Origin of the sequence: Streptomyces sp. NPDC092370 (assembly GCF_044755265.1) — a bacterium.
Classification (GTDB): Bacteria; Actinomycetota; Actinomycetes; order Streptomycetales; family Streptomycetaceae; genus Streptomyces.
Map to the genome: position 1 here is coordinate 194,809 of NZ_JBIVQO010000014.1, position 15,708 is coordinate 210,516.

Consider the following 15,708-nt stretch of genomic DNA (forward strand, 5'->3'; position numbering starts at 1 on the left):
CGTCGGGCTCGTCGGGGGGCCTGCCGGAGGGCGCGGACGGCGCACCGGGGGGTTCGGGCAGCTCATCCGGCCCCCAGCGGCGGCGCCGGTGTACCGCCCGCGTCCAGATAGGCCTGCGGGGGCTTCAGACGCTGGCCGGGGAAGCCGCCCTTCTCGTACTTGAGGAGCTTCTTCGCCTTCTCCGGGTCCGTCTCGCCCTCGCCGTACGCCGGGCAGAGCGGGGCGATCGGGCAGGCGCCGCACGCGGGCTTGCGGGCGTGGCAGATACGGCGGCCGTGCCAGATCACGTGATGCGAGAGATCCGTCCAGTCGCTCTTCGGGAAGAGCGCGCCGACGGCGGCCTCGATCTTGTCCGGGTCGGTCTCGGCGGTCCACCGCCAGCGGCGCACCAGGCGCTGGAAGTGCGTGTCGACGGTGATGCCGGGGCGCCCGAAGGCGTTGCCCAGCACCACGAACGCGGTCTTGCGGCCGACGCCGGGCAGCTTGACCAGGTCCTCCAGACGGCCGGGCACCTCACCGCCGAAGTCCTCCACCAGGGCCTTCGACAGCCCTATGACCGACTTCGTCTTGGCCCGGAAGAAGCCGCACGGGCGGAGGATCTCCTCCACCTCCTCGGGGTTGGCGGCGGCCAGATCCTCGGGGGTCGGGTACGCGGCGAAGAGGGAGGGTGTCGTCTGGTTGACGCGCAGGTCGGTCGTCTGGGCGGACAGGACGGTGGCGACGACCAGTTGGAAGGGGTTGTCGAAGTCCAGCTCGGGGTGCGCGTACGGATAGACCTCGGCGAGCTCGCGGTTGATACGGCGGGCCCGGCGGACCAGGGCGGTGGGCGACTCGTCGCTCGGCGGGTGGACGACGGCCTTGGCGGGGGCGGCGCCCTTGAGACGGGCGGTGGCCTTCTGCGGCGCGGCCACGACCTTCTTGGCCGCGGGCGCCTTCTTCACGGCGGCACCCTTCGAGGCCTTCTCGGCGGTGGAGGCCTTGGACGCGGTCTTCCTCGCAGTCGCCGCCTTCTTGCCTGACGCGGCCTTCTCCGCAGGCGCCGCCTTCTTGCCTGACGCGGCCTTCTCCGCAGGCGCCGCCTTCTTTACAGACGCGGCCTTCTCCACGGGCGCCGCCTTCTTCACAGGCGTGGCCTTCTCCACAGACGCGGCTTTCTTCGCGGAAGCCGTCTTCTTCACCGGTTCCGTCTTGTTCCCTTTCGCCGTTTTCCTACCGCCATCGGAACCCTGTTCGCCCACAGCGGAATCGCGACGTACAACCACCCGCGCAGCCCCCTCGGCCTGTGCTCTCACCGGCGATTTGGACACCCGGCCAGCCTAAGGCCCGGCACCGGCATCCGCCCCGGCCCCTGAAGATCGGCGTCCAATTGGACCCCTGCCGCGTACCCCAGGACACGTGTGCGGCATCCTTGTGACAGATCACACTGTTTGGACCGCCCGACAAAATGGGCACCACGGTCCCTCGGTACACGGGGGAGCAAGATCCCCTGAGCAGGTCGAATAGGAGAGAACTCGTGGACGACGTTCTGCGGCGCAATCCGCTCTTCGCGGCGCTCGATGACGAGCAGGCCGCGGAGCTCCGCGCCTCCATGAGTGAGGTGACCCTCGCCCGCGGTGACTCGCTGTTCCACGAGGGCGACCCCGGTGACCGCCTGTACGTGGTCACCGAGGGCAAGGTGAAGCTCCACCGCACGTCCCCCGACGGCCGCGAGAACATGCTCGCCGTGGTCGGCCCCGGCGAGCTCATCGGCGAGCTCTCGCTGTTCGACCCGGGCCCCCGCACGGCGACCGCCACGGCTCTGACCGAGGTCAAGCTGCTCGGCCTCGGCCACGGCGACCTCCAGCCCTGGCTGAACGCCCGCCCGGAGGTGGCCACGGCGCTCCTGCGCGCCGTCGCGCGCCGACTGCGCAAGACCAACGACGCCATGTCCGACCTCGTCTTCTCGGACGTCCCGGGCCGTGTCGCCCGCGCCCTGCTCGACCTGTCCCGCCGGTTCGGCGTGCAGTCCGAGGAGGGTATCCACGTCGTCCACGACCTCACGCAGGAGGAGCTGGCCCAGCTGGTCGGCGCGTCCCGCGAGACGGTCAACAAGGCCCTCGCGGACTTCGCTCAGCGCGGCTGGCTGCGCCTGGAGGCCCGCGCGGTGATCCTCCTGGACGTGGAACGCCTCGCCAAGCGCTCGCGCTGACGCGCGCACCCCTGCCGTACGTCCTCGGGCCCCGTCTCCTCACGAGACGGGGCCCGAGGACGTATCAGGGGCGGTCAGATGAGCCCGTGCTCCTCCAGGTAGTCCATCTGGGCCCGTACCGACAGTTCCGCCGCCGGCCACAGGGAGCGGTCCACGTCGGCGTAGACGCGGGTGACGACTTCCGTGGGGGTGCGGTAGCCGTCCTCGACGGCTGTCTCGACCTGGGCGAGGCGGTTGGCGCGGTGGGCGAGGTAGTACTCGACGGCACCCTGGGCGTCGTCGAGGACCGGGCCGTGGCCGGGCAGGACCGTGTGGACGCCGTCGTCGACCGTGAGGGAACGCAGGCGCCGCAGGGAGTCCAGGTAGTCGCCCAGGCGACCGTCGGGGTGCGCCACGACCGTCGTGCCGCGGCCGAGGATCGTGTCGCCGGTGAGGACCGCCCGGTCGGCCGGGAGGTGGAAGCAGAGGGAGTCGGCGGTGTGACCGGGGGTCGGTACGACGCGCAGTTCCAGCCCGCCGGTGGTGATCACGTCTCCGGCGGCCAGGCCCTCGTCGCCCAGGCGCAGTGCCGGGTCGAGGGCACGCACGCGCGTGCCGGTCAGTTCGGCGAACCGGGCGGCGCCCTCGGCGTGGTCGGGATGGCCGTGGGTCAGCAGGGTGAGGGCGACGCGCTTGCCGGCCTGTTCGGCCGTGGCGACGACCCGGCGCAGGTGCGTGTCGTCCAGCGGGCCCGGGTCGACCACGACGGCGAGATCCGAGTCCGGTTCGGCGAGGATCCAGGTGTTGGTGCCGTCCAGGGTCATCGCCGACGCGTTGGGCGCCAGGACGTTCACGGACCGCGTGGTGGCGGGCCCCGAGAGGACCCCGCCGCGGGGCTGGCCGGGAAGGGCTGCTGCGTCCGTCATGCGGTGGCTCCACCGGTCGGGATGTGCTTGGTGAACTCGTCGTGGCCCGGCCAGGACAGCACGATCTCGCCGTCCACCAGGCGGGCGGTGGCCAGGACGGGCGTGAGGTCACGGCCCGGGGCGGCATCGAGCGCCCGGGCGGCCGTCTCGTACGCCGACAGCTGGCGCAGGGTCGCGATGGTCGGCGGCATCATCAGCAGCTCGCCCTTGTCGTAACCGGCCGCCGCCTCGCGTGGGGCGATCCACACCGTGCGGTCGGCCTCCGTCGAGGCGTTGCGGGTGCGCTGCCCCTCGGGGAGCGCCGCCACGAAGAACCAGGTGTCGTAACGGCGAGCCTCGAACTCCGGGGTGATCCAGCGGGTCCAGGCGCCGAGCAGGTCCGAGCGCAGGACCAGCCCACGGCGGTCCAGGAACTCCGCGAAGGACAGGTCCCGGGCGACCAGGGCGGCACGGTCCGCCTCCCAGTCGGCGCCCGTGGTGTCACCGACGACCGAGTCGGAGGCCGGCCCGGCGAGCAGCACGCCCGCCTCCTCGTACGTCTCCCGTACGGCTGCGCAGACGATCGCCTGGGCCGCCGTCTCGTCGACGCCGAGCCGGTCCGCCCACCACGCTCGCGTGGGTCCCGCCCAGCGGACGTGATGGTCGTCGTCGCGCGGATCGACCCCGCCGCCCGGATAGGCGTACGCGCCTCCGGCGAAGGCCATGGAGGCACGTCTGCGCAGCATGTGGACGGCGGGGCCGCTGCCGGTGTCCTTCAGGAGCATGACGGTGGCCGCGCGCTTCGGGGTCACCGGGGTGAGGGTGCCGGCCGCGAGTGCGCGGATGCGGTCCGGCCACTCCGGGGGGTACCACTGACCGTTCGCCATGGGCGCGAGGCTATCCCGTGACGGGCGGATGTTCGAGCGGCCCCGGGGACGGATTCCGCAGCTGGGACCGTCGAAGTGGGTGCCGGGCGGGTACTACGCGAGCTCCACCTGGATCTCGACCTCGACCGGCGCGTCCAGCGGCAGCACGGCCACGCCCACCGCGCTGCGCGCGTGCACGCCCTTGTCGCCGAGCACCTGGCCGAGGAGCTCGCTCGCGCCGTTCAGCACCGCGGGCTGGCCCGTGAAGTCCGAGGCCGAGGCCACGAAACCGACGACCTTCACCACGCGCGCGATGCGGTCCAGGTCACCGGCGACGGACTTGACGGCCGCCAGGGCGTTCAGCGCGCACGTGCGTGCCAGCTCCTTGGCCTCCTCCGGGGTGACCTCCGCGCCGACCTTGCCAGTGACCGGAAGCTTGCCCTCCACCATCGGGAGCTGCCCGGCGGTGTAGACGTAGGGGCCGGACTGCACGGCCGGCTGGTACGCGGCCAGCGGCGGGACCACGTCGGGAAGGCTCAGGCCGAGCTCGGCCAGCTTCGCCTCGACGGCGCCCACTACTGCTTCGCCCGCTTCAGGTAGGCCACGAGCTGCTCGGGGTTGTTCGGCCCGGGCACGACCTGGACGAGCTCCCAGCCGTCCTCGCCCCAGGTGTCCAGGATCTGCTTCGTGGCGTGGACGAGCAGCGGCACGGTTGCGTATTCCCACTTGGTCATGCGGCCGACTCTAGCCGCTGCCGCAGGGGGCCACACGGCCGCCCACGGCCCCGGTCGTCCACAGGCCACGGCCCCGGTTGTCCACAGCCTCCCGCGTAGCCCGGCCACGGACTGGTTAGGCTCGAATACGTGAGCAGGCTCCAGGTCGTCAGCGGCAAGGGCGGTACCGGCAAGACCACGGTGGCCGCGGCCCTAGCGCTGGCCCTGGCCACGGAGGGGAAGCGGACGCTTCTCGTCGAGGTCGAGGGCCGTCAGGGCATCGCGCAGCTCTTCGAAACGGAGGCGCTGCCTTATGAGGAACGGAAAATCGCGGTAGCACCCGGGGGCGGGGAGGTGTACGCACTCGCCATCGACCCCGAACTGGCCCTTCTGGACTACCTCCAGATGTTCTACAAGCTGGGCAGCGCCGGGCGGGCCCTGAAGAAGCTCGGCGCGATCGACTTCGCCACCACCATCGCGCCCGGCCTCAGGGACGTCCTCCTGACCGGAAAGGCCTGCGAGGCGGTGCGGCGCAAGGAGCGCAGCGGCCGGTTCACGTACGACTACGTCGTGATGGACGCCCCGCCGACCGGACGGATCACCCGCTTCCTGAACGTGAACGACGAGGTCGCGGGCCTCGCCAAGATCGGACCGATACACAATCAGGCGCAGGCCGTGATGCGGGTGCTGAAGTCGCCGGAGACGGCCGTGCACCTGGTGACGCTGCTGGAGGAGATGCCCGTCCAGGAGACCGCGGACGGCATCGCCGAGCTGCGGTCGGCCCGGCTTCCGGTGGGACGGGTCATCGTGAACATGGTCCGCCCGGAGGTGTTGGACGAGACCGACCTGGAACTCCTGCGCACGGTCCCGCGTTCCACTGTCGCGCGGTCCCTGTCGGCCGCCGGGCTCGGCGGGGCGCGGCGCGGCGGGCACGCCGAGCGGCTGGTGGACCCGCTGCTCGCGCAGGCCGCGGAGTACGCCGAGCGGTACACGCTGGAGCACGAGCAGCGCGCGGTCCTGACCGAGCTGGGCCTGCCGCTGCACGAACTGCGGCTGTTCGCCGAAGGCATGGATCTGGCGGGGCTGTACGAGCTGGCCCGCGAGCTGCGCGAGCAGGGCGTGTCATGAGCCAGGACAGACGGGCAAGGCCCGTAGCGAGTCGGAAGCAGGGGATGTCATGAGCCGTCCGGACCCGGCGTACACCCACGACCCGGCCCGCCCGCATCTCGCCCCGGCACGCCTGCTCGACATCGATCCGCTGCTGGAGGACCCCACCACCCGGATCGTGGTCTGCTGCGGCTCGGGCGGTGTCGGCAAGACCACGACCGCGGCGGCGCTGGGCCTGCGCGCGGCCGAGCGGGGCCGCAAGGTGGTCGTCCTGACCATCGATCCGGCCCGCCGGCTCGCCCAGTCCATGGGCATCGACTCGTTGGACAACACCCCGCGCCGGGTGAAGGGCATCGACGACTCCGCGGGCGGGGAGCTGCACGCGATGATGCTCGACATGAAGCGCACCTTCGACGAGATCGTCGAGGCGCACGCGGACCGTGAGCGGGCGGCCGCCATCCTGGGCAACCCCTTCTACCAGTCGCTCTCCGCGGGCTTCGCGGGCACACAGGAGTACATGGCGATGGAGAAGCTCGGGCAGCTGCGTGCCCGGGACGAGTGGGACCTGATCGTCGTCGACACCCCGCCGTCCCGCTCGGCGCTGGACTTCCTGGACGCGCCCAAGCGGCTCGGGTCGTTCCTGGACGGCCGACTGATCCGGCTGCTGACGGCACCGGCGAAGCTGGGCGGCCGCGCCGGGATGAAGTTCCTGAACGTCGGGATGTCGATGATGACCGGCACCCTCGGCAAGCTGCTCGGCGGTCAGCTCCTCAAGGACGTCCAGACGTTCGTGTCCGCGATGGACACGACCTTCGGCGGCTTCCGCACCCGAGCGGACGCGACGTACAAGCTGCTCCAGGCGCCCGGCACGGCGTTCCTCGTGGTCGCGGCTCCGGAGCGGGACGCGCTGCGCGAGGCCGCCTACTTCGTGGAGCGGCTGGCCGCGGAGGACATGCCGCTAGCCGGTCTGGTGCTCAACCGGGTGCACGGCAGCGGCGCCGACCGGTTGTCGGCCGAGCGGGCGCTCGCCGCTGCGGAAAATCTTGAAGAGCCCCGCATTGTGGATCAGGAGGGCGGGAAAGCAGTACTTCGTAACTCCCCCGACGCACAAGACAGTTCAGACTCTCCCACGCCCGGAACACCAGCTCAGGCTCCGGCATCGGCTCCCGAGGATGGCTCCCCCGCCGAGGACACCGAAGACGCCGAGCGGTCCGTCGACCAGCTCACGGCCGGCCTGCTGAGGCTGCACGCCGATCGCATGCAGCTGCTCTCCCGTGAGCGGCACACGCGTGACCGCTTCACCGCGCTCCACCCCGAGGTGGCCGTGACGGAAGTGGCCGCGCTGCCCGGCGACGTGCATGACCTCGCGGGACTGCGCGCCATCGGCAACCGGCTCGCGGCCGACGATCGCGAGCTTCCCGACCCCGCCGACCGGCCCGAAGCAAGTGCCTGAGGGCAACCCGGCGAGGGCGTAGGGCCGGTGAGCGACGCTGAGGGCTCACAGGCGATGGCGAAGGGCCCGGCAAGGGGCCCTCTGGCCTGGGCCTGGGAGCTCCCGGAGGGGAGCCCTCAGCTCACCGCCGCGTAGTTCTCGTAGATCTCGTCGTCGTCGAGGGGCATGACACTGCACCCCCGCTCGTACTCCGTGCGCGCCGTCTCCAGCAGCCGGCGCCAGGAGGTCACGGTGGGACGCCTGCGCAGCAGTGCGCGGCGTTCCCGCTCCGTCATGCCTCCCCACACGCCGAACTCGACGCGGTTGTCGAGCGCGTCGGCCAGGCACTCCGTGCGCACCGGGCATCCGGTGCACACCGCCTTGGCCCTGTTCTGCGCTGCTCCTTGAACGAACAGTTCATCCGGATCGGTAGTGCGGCAGGCCGCCTGCGCACTCCAGTCGGTTACCCAGCCCATACCGGCGCCGTCCTCTCCCGAATCGAGGCTCCCCCACGGCGGCAGCGGCATATTCACCGCCGCCAGTTGAGGACGTTACGGAAGGTGGGCACAGCGCAACACCCCCTTCGGGCCCAATCTTGAATGGCCCGAACGGACTATGGGTAAGCGGCAGATCACCCGGGGGAGTGAGCTGGCGACATATATAACCTTCCCGACAAACCGGGACAGTTCAGTTGCGTCACAATGGACACCGCATGACACACGAGGCGGATTCGGACACGACCCCACCGAAAAAGTTGGGGAACACCCGGAACGATTCGGGGTCGCCGGACGTATTGATACGTGACCTCGCTGCTGTGACAGTCGAGAGCAGCTTAGGCCAAGGCCTATACGCCTGTCCGGCGAATGAGAACGTAGGCTGCCCTCATGCCAAAGAAGCGCTCGGGCGGTGGTCTGTCTCCCACGCAGCAGGCCGCCAAGTTCCTCGGTGTCAGTGTCCTCGCGGGAGCCGTGCTGGCCGGCATCGCGCTCCCGGCGGTGGGCGCGCTGGGACTGGCGGCCAAGGGATCGGTCGAAAGCTTCGACGATCTCCCGGCCACCATGAAGACACCGCCGCTGAGTCAGCGCACCACCATCCTCGACGCCGACGGCGGCCCGATCGCCACCGTCTACTCGCGCGACCGCACGGTGGTCCCCCTCAAGGACATCTCGCCGTACATGCAAAAGGCGATCGTCGCGATCGAGGACTCGCGCTTCTACCAGCACGGCGCGGTCGACCTGAAGGGCGTCCTGCGCGCCCTCAACAAGAACGCGCAGACCGGCGGGGTCTCCGAAGGTGCCTCCACCCTGACGCAGCAGTACGTGAAGAACGTCTTCGTCGAGGAGGCGGGCGACGACCCGACCAAGGTCGCGCAGGCCACCCAGCAGACCATCGGCCGCAAGATCCGCGAGCTCAAGTACGCGATCCAGGTCGAGGAGGAGCTGGGCAAGAAGAAGATCCTCGAGAACTACCTGAACATCACGTTCTTCGGCCAGCAGGCCTACGGTGTCGAGGCCGCCGCCCGACGCTACTTCTCCAGGTCCGCCAAGGACCTCAGCCTGGAGCAGTCGGCCCTGCTCGCCGGCATCGTCCAGTCGCCCAGCCGGTACGACCCGGTCAACGACGAGGCGGAAGCCACCAAGCGCCGCAACACCGTGCTGCAGCGCATGGCGGCCGTCGGCGACATCTCCAGGGCGCAGGCCGCCGAGGCGATGAAGGCACCGCTCGGCCTGAAGGTCAGCAAGCCCAAGAACGGCTGCATCACCGCGGTCAAGGGCGCCGGCTTCTTCTGCGACTACGTGCGCGAGGTCTTCCTGAACGACCCGGTCTTCGGCAAGACCAAGAAGAAGCGGGCGAAGATCTGGAACCAGGGCGGTCTCACCATCCGCACGACCATGGACCCGCAGGCCCAGAACGCGGCGCAGACCTCCATCAAGGATCACGTCTACAAGAGCGACGAGGTGGCCACCGCCGCCACCCTCGTCCAGCCCGGCACCGGCAAGATCCTCGCCATGGGCCAGTCGCGTCCGTACGGCTTCAAGAAGAACGAGACGCAGATCAACCTCTCGGTCGACCAGTCGATGGGCGGCGGCATCGGCTACCAGCCCGGTTCGACGTTCAAGCCGATCGTGGCCGCCGCCGCCCTCGAGGACGGCATGCCGGCGAACAAGGTCTACTCCTCGCCGTACCAGATGCCGTACCCGAGCCCGGTCTCGGCCTGCGGCGGCAAGCGGTGGATGAACGACCCCGCCAACCCGGCCAAGCTGGAGAACGAGAACTCCTCCGAGGTCGGCCCGTACGACATGAAGGAAGCGACCGCCAAGTCGGTCAACACCTACTACGTGCAGATGATCAGCGACATCGGCATCTGCCCGGTGACGACCATGGCCAAGAAGATGGGCGTCGCGCGGGCCGACGGCGACAAGATGCCGCAGGTGCCCTCCATCGCCCTGGGCACCCAGGAGATGTCCCCGCTGACCATGGCGAACGCGTACGCGACCTTCGCCTCGCGCGGCATGCACTGCACGCCGGTCGCCATCGAGTCGGTCAACCGGCGCGTCGGTGACAAGACCACATCGCTCAAGGTCCCGAAGTCGACCTGCTCGCGCGCGATGTCGGAGAACACCGCCGACACCGTCAACGCCCTGCTGAAGGGCGTCGTCGAGGACGGTACGGGTAAGAAGGCCGGCCTCGGCAGCCGCCCCAGCGCCGGTAAGACCGGTACGACGGACGAGCGCTACGCGGCCTGGTTCGTGGGCTACACGCCGAACATGGCCGGTGCCGTGTGGGTCGGCGACCCCGCGCACAAGCGGAAGATGGTCGGCATCACCATCGGCGGCCGGTCGTACGGCAAGGTCTTCGGCGGCGAGGTTCCCGGCCCGATCTGGGGCGACATGATGTCCGGCGCGCTGGAGGGCAAGCCGGTCGAAAACTTCAACGACGTCCACATCCCCGACAGCAAGCCGCGGGACCGCGGCGACGGTGACCGCGAGGACGGGGACGGCGGCGGCCGCGACGACGGGGGCAACGGCGACGACGACGGCTTCATCGGCGGCCTGGTCGGCGGAAACAACGGCGGAGGCGGCAGCGAGCCCACGCCTTCGTTCTCCATCCCGGAGGGTTTCATCCGGGGCCAGGGCAACGGCGGGAACGGCAACAGCGGCCGGTTCGGCTGAGGCCGAGGGGCCGCAATGACCGAACGGGACTGAGCGCCTGAAACGGGGACGGCCCCCTCCGACCCGCACGGGTCGGAGGGGGCCGTCCCCGTCCGGCTGGAGGACCAGCCGGACGGCAGAAAGGTAAGGCGTCAGCCGGCCAGCAGCTTCTTCACCGCGGCGGCGACGCGGCCACCCTCGGCCTGGCCGGCCACCTTCGGGTTCACGATCTTCATGACCGCGCCCATGGCCCGCGGCCCCTCGGCACCGGCCGCCTTGGCCTCCTCGACGGCCTGCGCGACGATCTCCTGGAGCTGCTCGTCCGACAGCTGCTGCGGCAGGTACGTGGCGAGCACCTCGCCCTCCGCCTTCTCCCGCTCGGCCTGCTCGGCACGACCACCCTGCGCGAAGGCGTCGGCCGCCTCACGCCGCTTCTTCGCCTCCCGGGTGATCACCTTCTGGACCTCGTCGTCGGAGAGCTCGCGCTTCTCCTTGCCCGCGACCTCCTCCTTGGTGATCGCGGCGAGCGTCAGCCGGAGCGTCGAGGAGCGGAGCTCGTCGCGCTCCTTGATCGCAACGTTGAGGTCTTCCTGCAGCTTCGACTTGAGCGTGGTCATGGGTCGATTGTCGCAGGTGCGGGACGAACGGCGCCCCTCGATTTGCGGGGCGGTCGCCCAAAGGCCCAGCGCCCTCAGGGGATTCGGGTACCGCCCGGACACGGGCACGGCCGGGGTCTGACACGATGGTCGTATGCGCGCGCGATACGGAGTCCCCCTGGGAATCGCGGCGGCTGGTGCCGCCGGTCTGTTGTACTCCGCGGGCTTCGAAGCCCGCTCCTTCCGCCTCCGCCGGGTCACCGTCCCGGTCCTGCCTCCGGGAATGCGCCCCCTGCGTGTGCTCCAGGTCTCCGACATCCACATGGTCGGCGGGCAGCGCAAGAAGCAGCGCTGGCTGCGGTCCCTGGCGGGTCTGCGCCCCGACTTCGTGATCAACACGGGTGACAACCTCTCCGACCCGGAGGGCGTGCCGGAGGTCCTGGACGCGCTCGGTCCTCTGATGGAGTTCCCCGGCGCGTACGTCTTCGGCTCCAACGACTACTACGGCCCCAAGCTGCGCAACCCCGCCCGCTACCTGCTCGAGAAGGTCCAGGGCCGCCACGGGCTCAACGGCAACGCGCCGACCGAGGGCGCGGTGCACAACCCGTGGGAGGACCTGCGCGACGGTTTCGACGCGGCGGGCTGGCTGAACCTGACGAACGCGCGCGGCGAGCTCAAGCTCGAGGGCGTCTCGGTGGAACTCACGGGCCTGGACGACCCGCACATCAAGCGGGACCGCTACGCGCGGGTGGCGGGCGGCCCGTCCGACGCGGCGGACTTCTCGATGGGCGTCGTGCACGCCCCGTACCTGCGCACCCTGGACGCCTTCACGGCCGACGCCTACCCCCTGATCCTGGCCGGCCACACCCACGGCGGCCAGCTGTGCATCCCCTTCTACGGCGCCCTGGTCACCAACTGCGACCTCGACACGGACCGCGTGAAGGGCCTGTCCACGCACACGGCGGAGGGTCGTACGTCGTACCTCCACGTCTCGGCGGGCTGCGGCACGAACCGCTACACCCCCGTACGGTTCGCTTGCCCTCCGGAGGCCACGTTGCTGACGTTGATCGCGCGCGAGGACGTGGGCAAGTAGGGCGAGGGGGCCCGCCAGGGTAGCGCGAAGGGGCCCGGAGGGAAGCACGACGGACCCTGCCCGGTAGCGCGAAGGGACCGGGAGGGAAGCACGGGGGGCCAGTGGAGGCAGCGCAAAGGAGCCAGGGGGAAGCACTACGGACCCTGCCCGGTAGCGCGAAGGGGCCCGGAGGGGAGCACGACGGACCCTGCCCGGTAGCGCGAAGGGACCGGGAGGGAAGCGCGGGGGGCCAGTGGAGGCAGCGCGAAGGGGCCAGGGGGAAGCCCGACGGGTGGGCCCATGAGGTAGCGCGGCGGGTTCCGGCCGGATAACCCACACAGCCCCACCCACATCGCCCCCTATGTCCGTTTCTGCCAGCGTGGGGGCATGACCGCCCCGATACCCCGGGACATCCCGGACCTCCCCGCGCTCCCGTCCCCGCCGGCCCTGAAGTCCGCTCCCGTGCCCGCCGCGGCCGTCGTCACCCCGGTCCGCCGCCCCGCGGCCGCGGCCTACCGCCTGCTGATCGCCCTCGTGGCAGCCGCGGGCGTGACGCTGGAGCTGCTCCTCGGCGACGCGTCCCGGGCCCTCAGCCACTTCGCGATCCAGAGCAACATGCTGCTGGCACTGGTCATGGCCCTCTCCGCCCGCCGCGCCTGGACGGCACGCCGCCCCTTGCCCAGTGCCGTGCTGGGCGCGACGCTGCTCTACGTCGTCATCGCGGCCTTGGTGCACCACCTGCTGCTGGCGAACGAGGCGAGTTCCTTCTCCCTCACGGGCGAGGCCGCCGCCCCGACGGGCTGGCAGGCCCTCTCCCACGGTCTGCTGCACACGGTGACCCCGATAGCAGCGGTACTGGACTGGCTCCTGCTCACGTCCCCCGGCCGCCTGCACCTCCGCCAGGCCGGCGCCTGGCTCCTCTACCCCTTGGCCTACCTGGCCTTCTGCCTCGTCCGAGGCGAGCTGCTCCTCCCGGGCACCCAGGACCGGTACCTCTACCCGTTCCTGGACGTCGGCCAGGACGGCTTCAAACGCGTCCTCGGCAACGCCCTCCTCCTGGGCCTCTCCTTCTACGCCCTGGCCGTGCTCCTCGTAGCCCTCGACCACACCCGCCCGAACCCCATCCGCCACCGCGGCAAAACCGGATTTCGTCTCTAGCCACCGGTGGGCTAAAGTAAACGTCGTCGCCGCGACAGCAGCGACATCGGGGTGTAGCGCAGCTTGGCAGCGCGCTTCGTTCGGGACGAAGAGGTCGTGGGTTCAAATCCCGCCACCCCGACAGTGAAGTACCAGGTCAGGGGCCTGATCCACCAAGTGGATCAGGCCCCTGACGGGTTTCTGGAGATCGTTTGGGAGAAATCTGGGAGAAGATCTTGGTCAGGGTCTCCCAGGAGGTGACCGGTGAGGCCGTCTGAAGTGCGGCGGCTGAGGCCACTCGGACCTGCGCGTTCGCGAATCCAGCCCCGCAGTCGGCCGGGAACACCATGCCGCCCCGCCTCAACTGCCATTAGGACCACGACACATGGCAAGCCGCCACTCAGCGCGTCCCCACGACCACGCCCGAGCACTCGCCGAGCGGGTCCGTGCGCTGCGGGAGGCCCGTGGGTGGACGCGGGAGCGGCTCGCCAAAGAAGCTGGCATTGTTCTGGACGCAGAACGATCATTCAGGAACCACGGGCTTGGACAACGATACCGATGTGACGGTGCAGTTCTCGATCACCTCAGCGGAGACCGAACTCGTCACGCCGTTGGAGTCGAGGCACATGGTGAAAGCAAGCCTGTGGAGACCTGGAGTTCGCTGTTGGAGCCGCGGGCGAACTGCTGGTTGTGGCGCCGTTGCAGGTCCGACCTCCGAGGGCGAGCCCGCGGCCGTGCCGCCGCCGTAGATCTCCAGGCAACTGCTGGAGGCGGCGTTGACCAGGGCGCTGTAGGTGGGCGAGGCCGGGACACCACTCAGGGTCATGCCGTCGCCGTATCCGGTGGCAGTGTTGGGGGGACGGTTCCTGGCGTGCGCGCCCAGCTCGCCGGCGAGTCGCGCGGCTTTGGCGGGACCTTGGCGGTGACGGTCACTGTGTGCCCGCCCACCGGGGCCCGTGTGGCGATGCCCCAGGCCATGTTCCGGACGCCGATGATGGTGATCTGCACAGGTGCAGCGGTATGTGCGGCCGGGGACGACCGGTGGCACGCGGACCGTCTGGGTTACACGGTCAAGACCCTGACCCGTGCGTGCATGGCTGCCACCGGACAACCGGTGAAGCATGGGATCAATGCCCGTGCAGCGTTGGAGGTGAAGCGATTGCCGGCGCACACGGATGAGCCGGTGTCGACGCCGCGGCGGTCTGGCGATGGGCCGCGTCGCGGAACCTCCTGCGCAACACCACCTTCGACACGATGCAGTTCGGCCTCGAGATCAGCTCGACCAGCGGCGTACAGAAGCGGTACTCGCTGAACTCCTACAGCGCCTGGTGGAGCAACACCTCCGGCGGCGGATCAAGCATCTAGCTAGGGGCTTTCGTTTGGACCACCGTGCGGACCACAGAAAGATGCCTGCGATGTGGAGTCCGGCCAGGTAGATGGTGGCTGTCTTCTCGTAGCGGGTGGCGATGCCGCGCCACTGCTTGAGGCGGTTGATGCACCGCTCGACGGTGTTGCGGTGCTTGTAGGTCTCGCGGTCGAAGGCGGGCGGCCTGCCGCCCCGGCTGCCGCGTCGAAGGCGGTGTGCCAGCTGGCCGACCGGGCCGGGGATGACCGCACGGATTCCGGGCCTGCGCAGGTGCTTGTGGATGGCACGCGAGGAATACGCCTTGTCGGCCGCCAGGACGATGTCCGGAGTAGTGCGAGGCCGACCACGCTGCCGTGGCACTCGCAGGCGGGCCATGACCTACTCGAAGGCGGGTGCGTCACCGGCCTGTCCTGCGGTCAGGACGAACGCCAGGGGTCGGCAGCGACCGTCGGCCACCAGGTGGATCTTCGTGGTCAGTCCGCCGCGGGACTGGCCGATGGCGTGATCGTCCGGCTCGCCGGCCGGGCCCCTTTTTGCGAGCCCCGGCCGCGTGCTGGTGAGCGCGCACGATGGTGGAGTCCACCGAGACAGCCCAGTTGAGGTCCTCGTCAGCGTCGGCCTGGGCCATCAGCGCGGTGCCCTCACCGTCGACAACCGCGTACCAGGGAATCGTTTCCAGCTCGATGACCGAACGGACACGGGTACATCTGCCCGGCCTTCGATCAACTCGTGACGCAGGTCTAACAACAGGAGTTTCCTTCAGACGGCGATCAGCCGCCCCGGATCGGAGCGGCTGGTGCAGTTAACACACCACACACGGCCGGCCCCGTAGGGCGACCGGAGCGGCTTGGCCACGATTCCCTCAACGCCGGTGCCTTCGAGCGTCTCGAACCAGAGCAGGGCAGCGAGGCACACGCGCGCCTGATCGGTCGGGGCCCCCGCCGTCGGCCCGTAATGATCACCAAGCCCGCGTCCGCACGCGCTGCCACCTCCCCCTCACGACAAGAGACCCGCATAACCACGGAACCCGAAGCCGCTTGGTTCAATCTGCGATTTTGGCTCGCGAATCGTGCGAAAAGTATTGACGCAGTTCACCGGACCCTTAAGATCCAGTCGATCGACACTTCGACCGTCGTTCGTTATCTCGAACACGCTAGGGCCGCACCCCCGCCGGATTCCGGACAGCCTCTGACGG

The 15,708-nt window shown here is 69.9% G+C and carries 13 protein-coding genes, 1 tRNA gene and 2 pseudogenes; 8 read left to right on the plus strand and 8 right to left on the minus strand.

The features are described 5' to 3' along the window. Positions 1-62 precede the first annotated feature (62 nt). Entirely contained in the window at positions 63-1,178 is a 1,116-nt protein-coding gene (gene nth, locus ACIQHQ_RS32895) for an endonuclease III (RefSeq protein WP_402619091.1), read from the minus strand. Positions 1,179-1,513: 335 nt separating this feature from the next. On the opposite strand from nth, the gene ACIQHQ_RS32900 reads away from it, so the two are divergent. Continuing rightward, positions 1,514-2,188, plus strand: coding sequence for a Crp/Fnr family transcriptional regulator (locus tag ACIQHQ_RS32900; RefSeq protein ID WP_010031945.1), 675 nt, complete (start codon positions 1,514-1,516; stop codon positions 2,186-2,188). 74 nt (positions 2,189-2,262) lie between these two features. On the opposite strand, the gene ACIQHQ_RS32905 is transcribed toward ACIQHQ_RS32900, so the two are convergent. From ACIQHQ_RS32905 to ACIQHQ_RS32920, 4 genes are all read right to left on the minus strand, one after another. Continuing rightward, positions 2,263-3,093, minus strand: a complete 831-nt coding sequence (locus tag ACIQHQ_RS32905; RefSeq protein WP_402619094.1) for an MBL fold metallo-hydrolase — start codon at positions 3,091-3,093, stop codon at positions 2,263-2,265. Continuing rightward, complete coding sequence (locus ACIQHQ_RS32910; RefSeq protein ID WP_402619097.1) at positions 3,090-3,959, minus strand: NUDIX hydrolase; 870 nt, start codon at positions 3,957-3,959, stop codon at positions 3,090-3,092. Before ACIQHQ_RS32910 ends, ACIQHQ_RS32905 begins: the two co-directional genes overlap by 4 nt. Before the next feature lie 93 nt (positions 3,960-4,052). After that, positions 4,053-4,514, minus strand: coding sequence for a RidA family protein (locus ACIQHQ_RS32915; RefSeq protein WP_402619100.1), 462 nt, complete (start codon positions 4,512-4,514; stop codon positions 4,053-4,055). Beyond that, a complete protein-coding gene (locus tag ACIQHQ_RS32920) occupies positions 4,514-4,672 on the minus strand; it encodes a DUF4177 domain-containing protein (RefSeq protein WP_093708112.1) in 159 nt (52 codons plus the stop codon). The genes ACIQHQ_RS32915 and ACIQHQ_RS32920 overlap by 1 nt, the downstream gene beginning before the upstream one ends. A 129-nt stretch (positions 4,673-4,801) precedes the next feature. Between ACIQHQ_RS32920 and ACIQHQ_RS32925 the strand changes: the two genes are divergently transcribed. Beyond that, the gene (locus ACIQHQ_RS32925) at positions 4,802-5,779 is read left to right on the plus strand and encodes an ArsA family ATPase (RefSeq protein ID WP_402619102.1); all 978 of its coding nucleotides are present in this window, start codon (positions 4,802-4,804) and stop codon (positions 5,777-5,779) included. Between the two features lie 49 nt (positions 5,780-5,828). Next, positions 5,829-7,211 carry an ArsA family ATPase gene (locus tag ACIQHQ_RS32930; protein ID WP_402619104.1) on the plus strand — a complete coding sequence of 461 codons (1,383 nt, stop codon included), beginning with the start codon at positions 5,829-5,831 and terminating at the stop codon, positions 7,209-7,211. A gap of 116 nt (positions 7,212-7,327) precedes the next feature. Here the strand turns inward: ACIQHQ_RS32930 and wblA are convergent, their stop codons facing one another. Beyond that, on the minus strand, positions 7,328-7,666 hold the full coding sequence (gene wblA / locus ACIQHQ_RS32935) for a transcriptional regulator WblA (protein WP_402619107.1): 339 nt from the start codon (positions 7,664-7,666) through the stop codon (positions 7,328-7,330). A 408-nt stretch (positions 7,667-8,074) separates the two neighbouring features. Here wblA and ACIQHQ_RS32940 point away from each other — a divergent pair, with 408 nt between their 5' ends. Next, positions 8,075-10,363 carry a transglycosylase domain-containing protein gene (locus ACIQHQ_RS32940; RefSeq protein WP_402619110.1) on the plus strand — a complete coding sequence of 763 codons (2,289 nt, stop codon included), beginning with the start codon at positions 8,075-8,077 and terminating at the stop codon, positions 10,361-10,363. A 131-nt stretch (positions 10,364-10,494) separates the two neighbouring features. Here the strand turns inward: ACIQHQ_RS32940 and ACIQHQ_RS32945 are convergent, their stop codons facing one another. Beyond that, the gene (locus ACIQHQ_RS32945) at positions 10,495-10,959 is read right to left on the minus strand and encodes a GatB/YqeY domain-containing protein (protein WP_031105819.1); all 465 of its coding nucleotides are present in this window, start codon (positions 10,957-10,959) and stop codon (positions 10,495-10,497) included. Positions 10,960-11,092: 133 nt separating this feature from the next. Here ACIQHQ_RS32945 and ACIQHQ_RS32950 point away from each other — a divergent pair, with 133 nt between their 5' ends. From ACIQHQ_RS32950 to ACIQHQ_RS32965, 4 genes and pseudogenes are all read left to right on the plus strand, one after another. Beyond that, complete coding sequence (locus ACIQHQ_RS32950; RefSeq protein WP_402619113.1) at positions 11,093-12,031, plus strand: metallophosphoesterase; 939 nt, start codon at positions 11,093-11,095, stop codon at positions 12,029-12,031. A 366-nt stretch (positions 12,032-12,397) separates the two neighbouring features. Next, positions 12,398-13,168 carry a Pr6Pr family membrane protein gene (locus ACIQHQ_RS32955; protein ID WP_402619116.1) on the plus strand — a complete coding sequence of 257 codons (771 nt, stop codon included), beginning with the start codon at positions 12,398-12,400 and terminating at the stop codon, positions 13,166-13,168. Between the two features lie 47 nt (positions 13,169-13,215). Beyond that, positions 13,216-13,289: transfer RNA gene (locus ACIQHQ_RS32960), tRNA-Pro, on the plus strand. A gap of 903 nt (positions 13,290-14,192) precedes the next feature. Then, a pseudogene (locus ACIQHQ_RS32965) lies at positions 14,193-14,348 on the plus strand (AraC family transcriptional regulator); the annotation flags it as partial. Between the two features lie 195 nt (positions 14,349-14,543). On the opposite strand, the pseudogene ACIQHQ_RS32970 reads toward ACIQHQ_RS32965, so the two are convergent. Continuing rightward, a pseudogene (locus tag ACIQHQ_RS32970) lies at positions 14,544-15,102 on the minus strand (IS5 family transposase); the annotation flags it as partial. Between the last annotated feature and the right edge of the window lie 606 nt (positions 15,103-15,708).

What these genes read in the sequence shown, in the direction of transcription:
- ACIQHQ_RS32905 (WP_402619094.1), bottom strand. Translation starts at nt 3,093, where the DNA reads ATGACGGACGCAGCAGCCCTTCCCGGCCAGCCCCGCGGCGGGGTCCTC.
- ACIQHQ_RS32910 (WP_402619097.1), bottom strand. Translation starts at nt 3,959, where the DNA reads ATGGCGAACGGTCAGTGGTACCCCCCGGAGTGGCCGGACCGCATCCGC.
- ACIQHQ_RS32920 (WP_093708112.1), bottom strand. Translation starts at nt 4,672, where the DNA reads ATGACCAAGTGGGAATACGCAACCGTGCCGCTGCTCGTCCACGCCACG.
- ACIQHQ_RS32930 (WP_402619104.1), top strand. Translation starts at nt 5,829, where the DNA reads ATGAGCCGTCCGGACCCGGCGTACACCCACGACCCGGCCCGCCCGCAT.
- wblA (WP_402619107.1), bottom strand. Translation starts at nt 7,666, where the DNA reads ATGGGCTGGGTAACCGACTGGAGTGCGCAGGCGGCCTGCCGCACTACC.
- ACIQHQ_RS32940 (WP_402619110.1), top strand. Translation starts at nt 8,075, where the DNA reads ATGCCAAAGAAGCGCTCGGGCGGTGGTCTGTCTCCCACGCAGCAGGCC.
- ACIQHQ_RS32945 (WP_031105819.1), bottom strand. Translation starts at nt 10,959, where the DNA reads ATGACCACGCTCAAGTCGAAGCTGCAGGAAGACCTCAACGTTGCGATC.
- ACIQHQ_RS32950 (WP_402619113.1), top strand. Translation starts at nt 11,093, where the DNA reads ATGCGCGCGCGATACGGAGTCCCCCTGGGAATCGCGGCGGCTGGTGCC.
- ACIQHQ_RS32955 (WP_402619116.1), top strand. Translation starts at nt 12,398, where the DNA reads ATGACCGCCCCGATACCCCGGGACATCCCGGACCTCCCCGCGCTCCCG.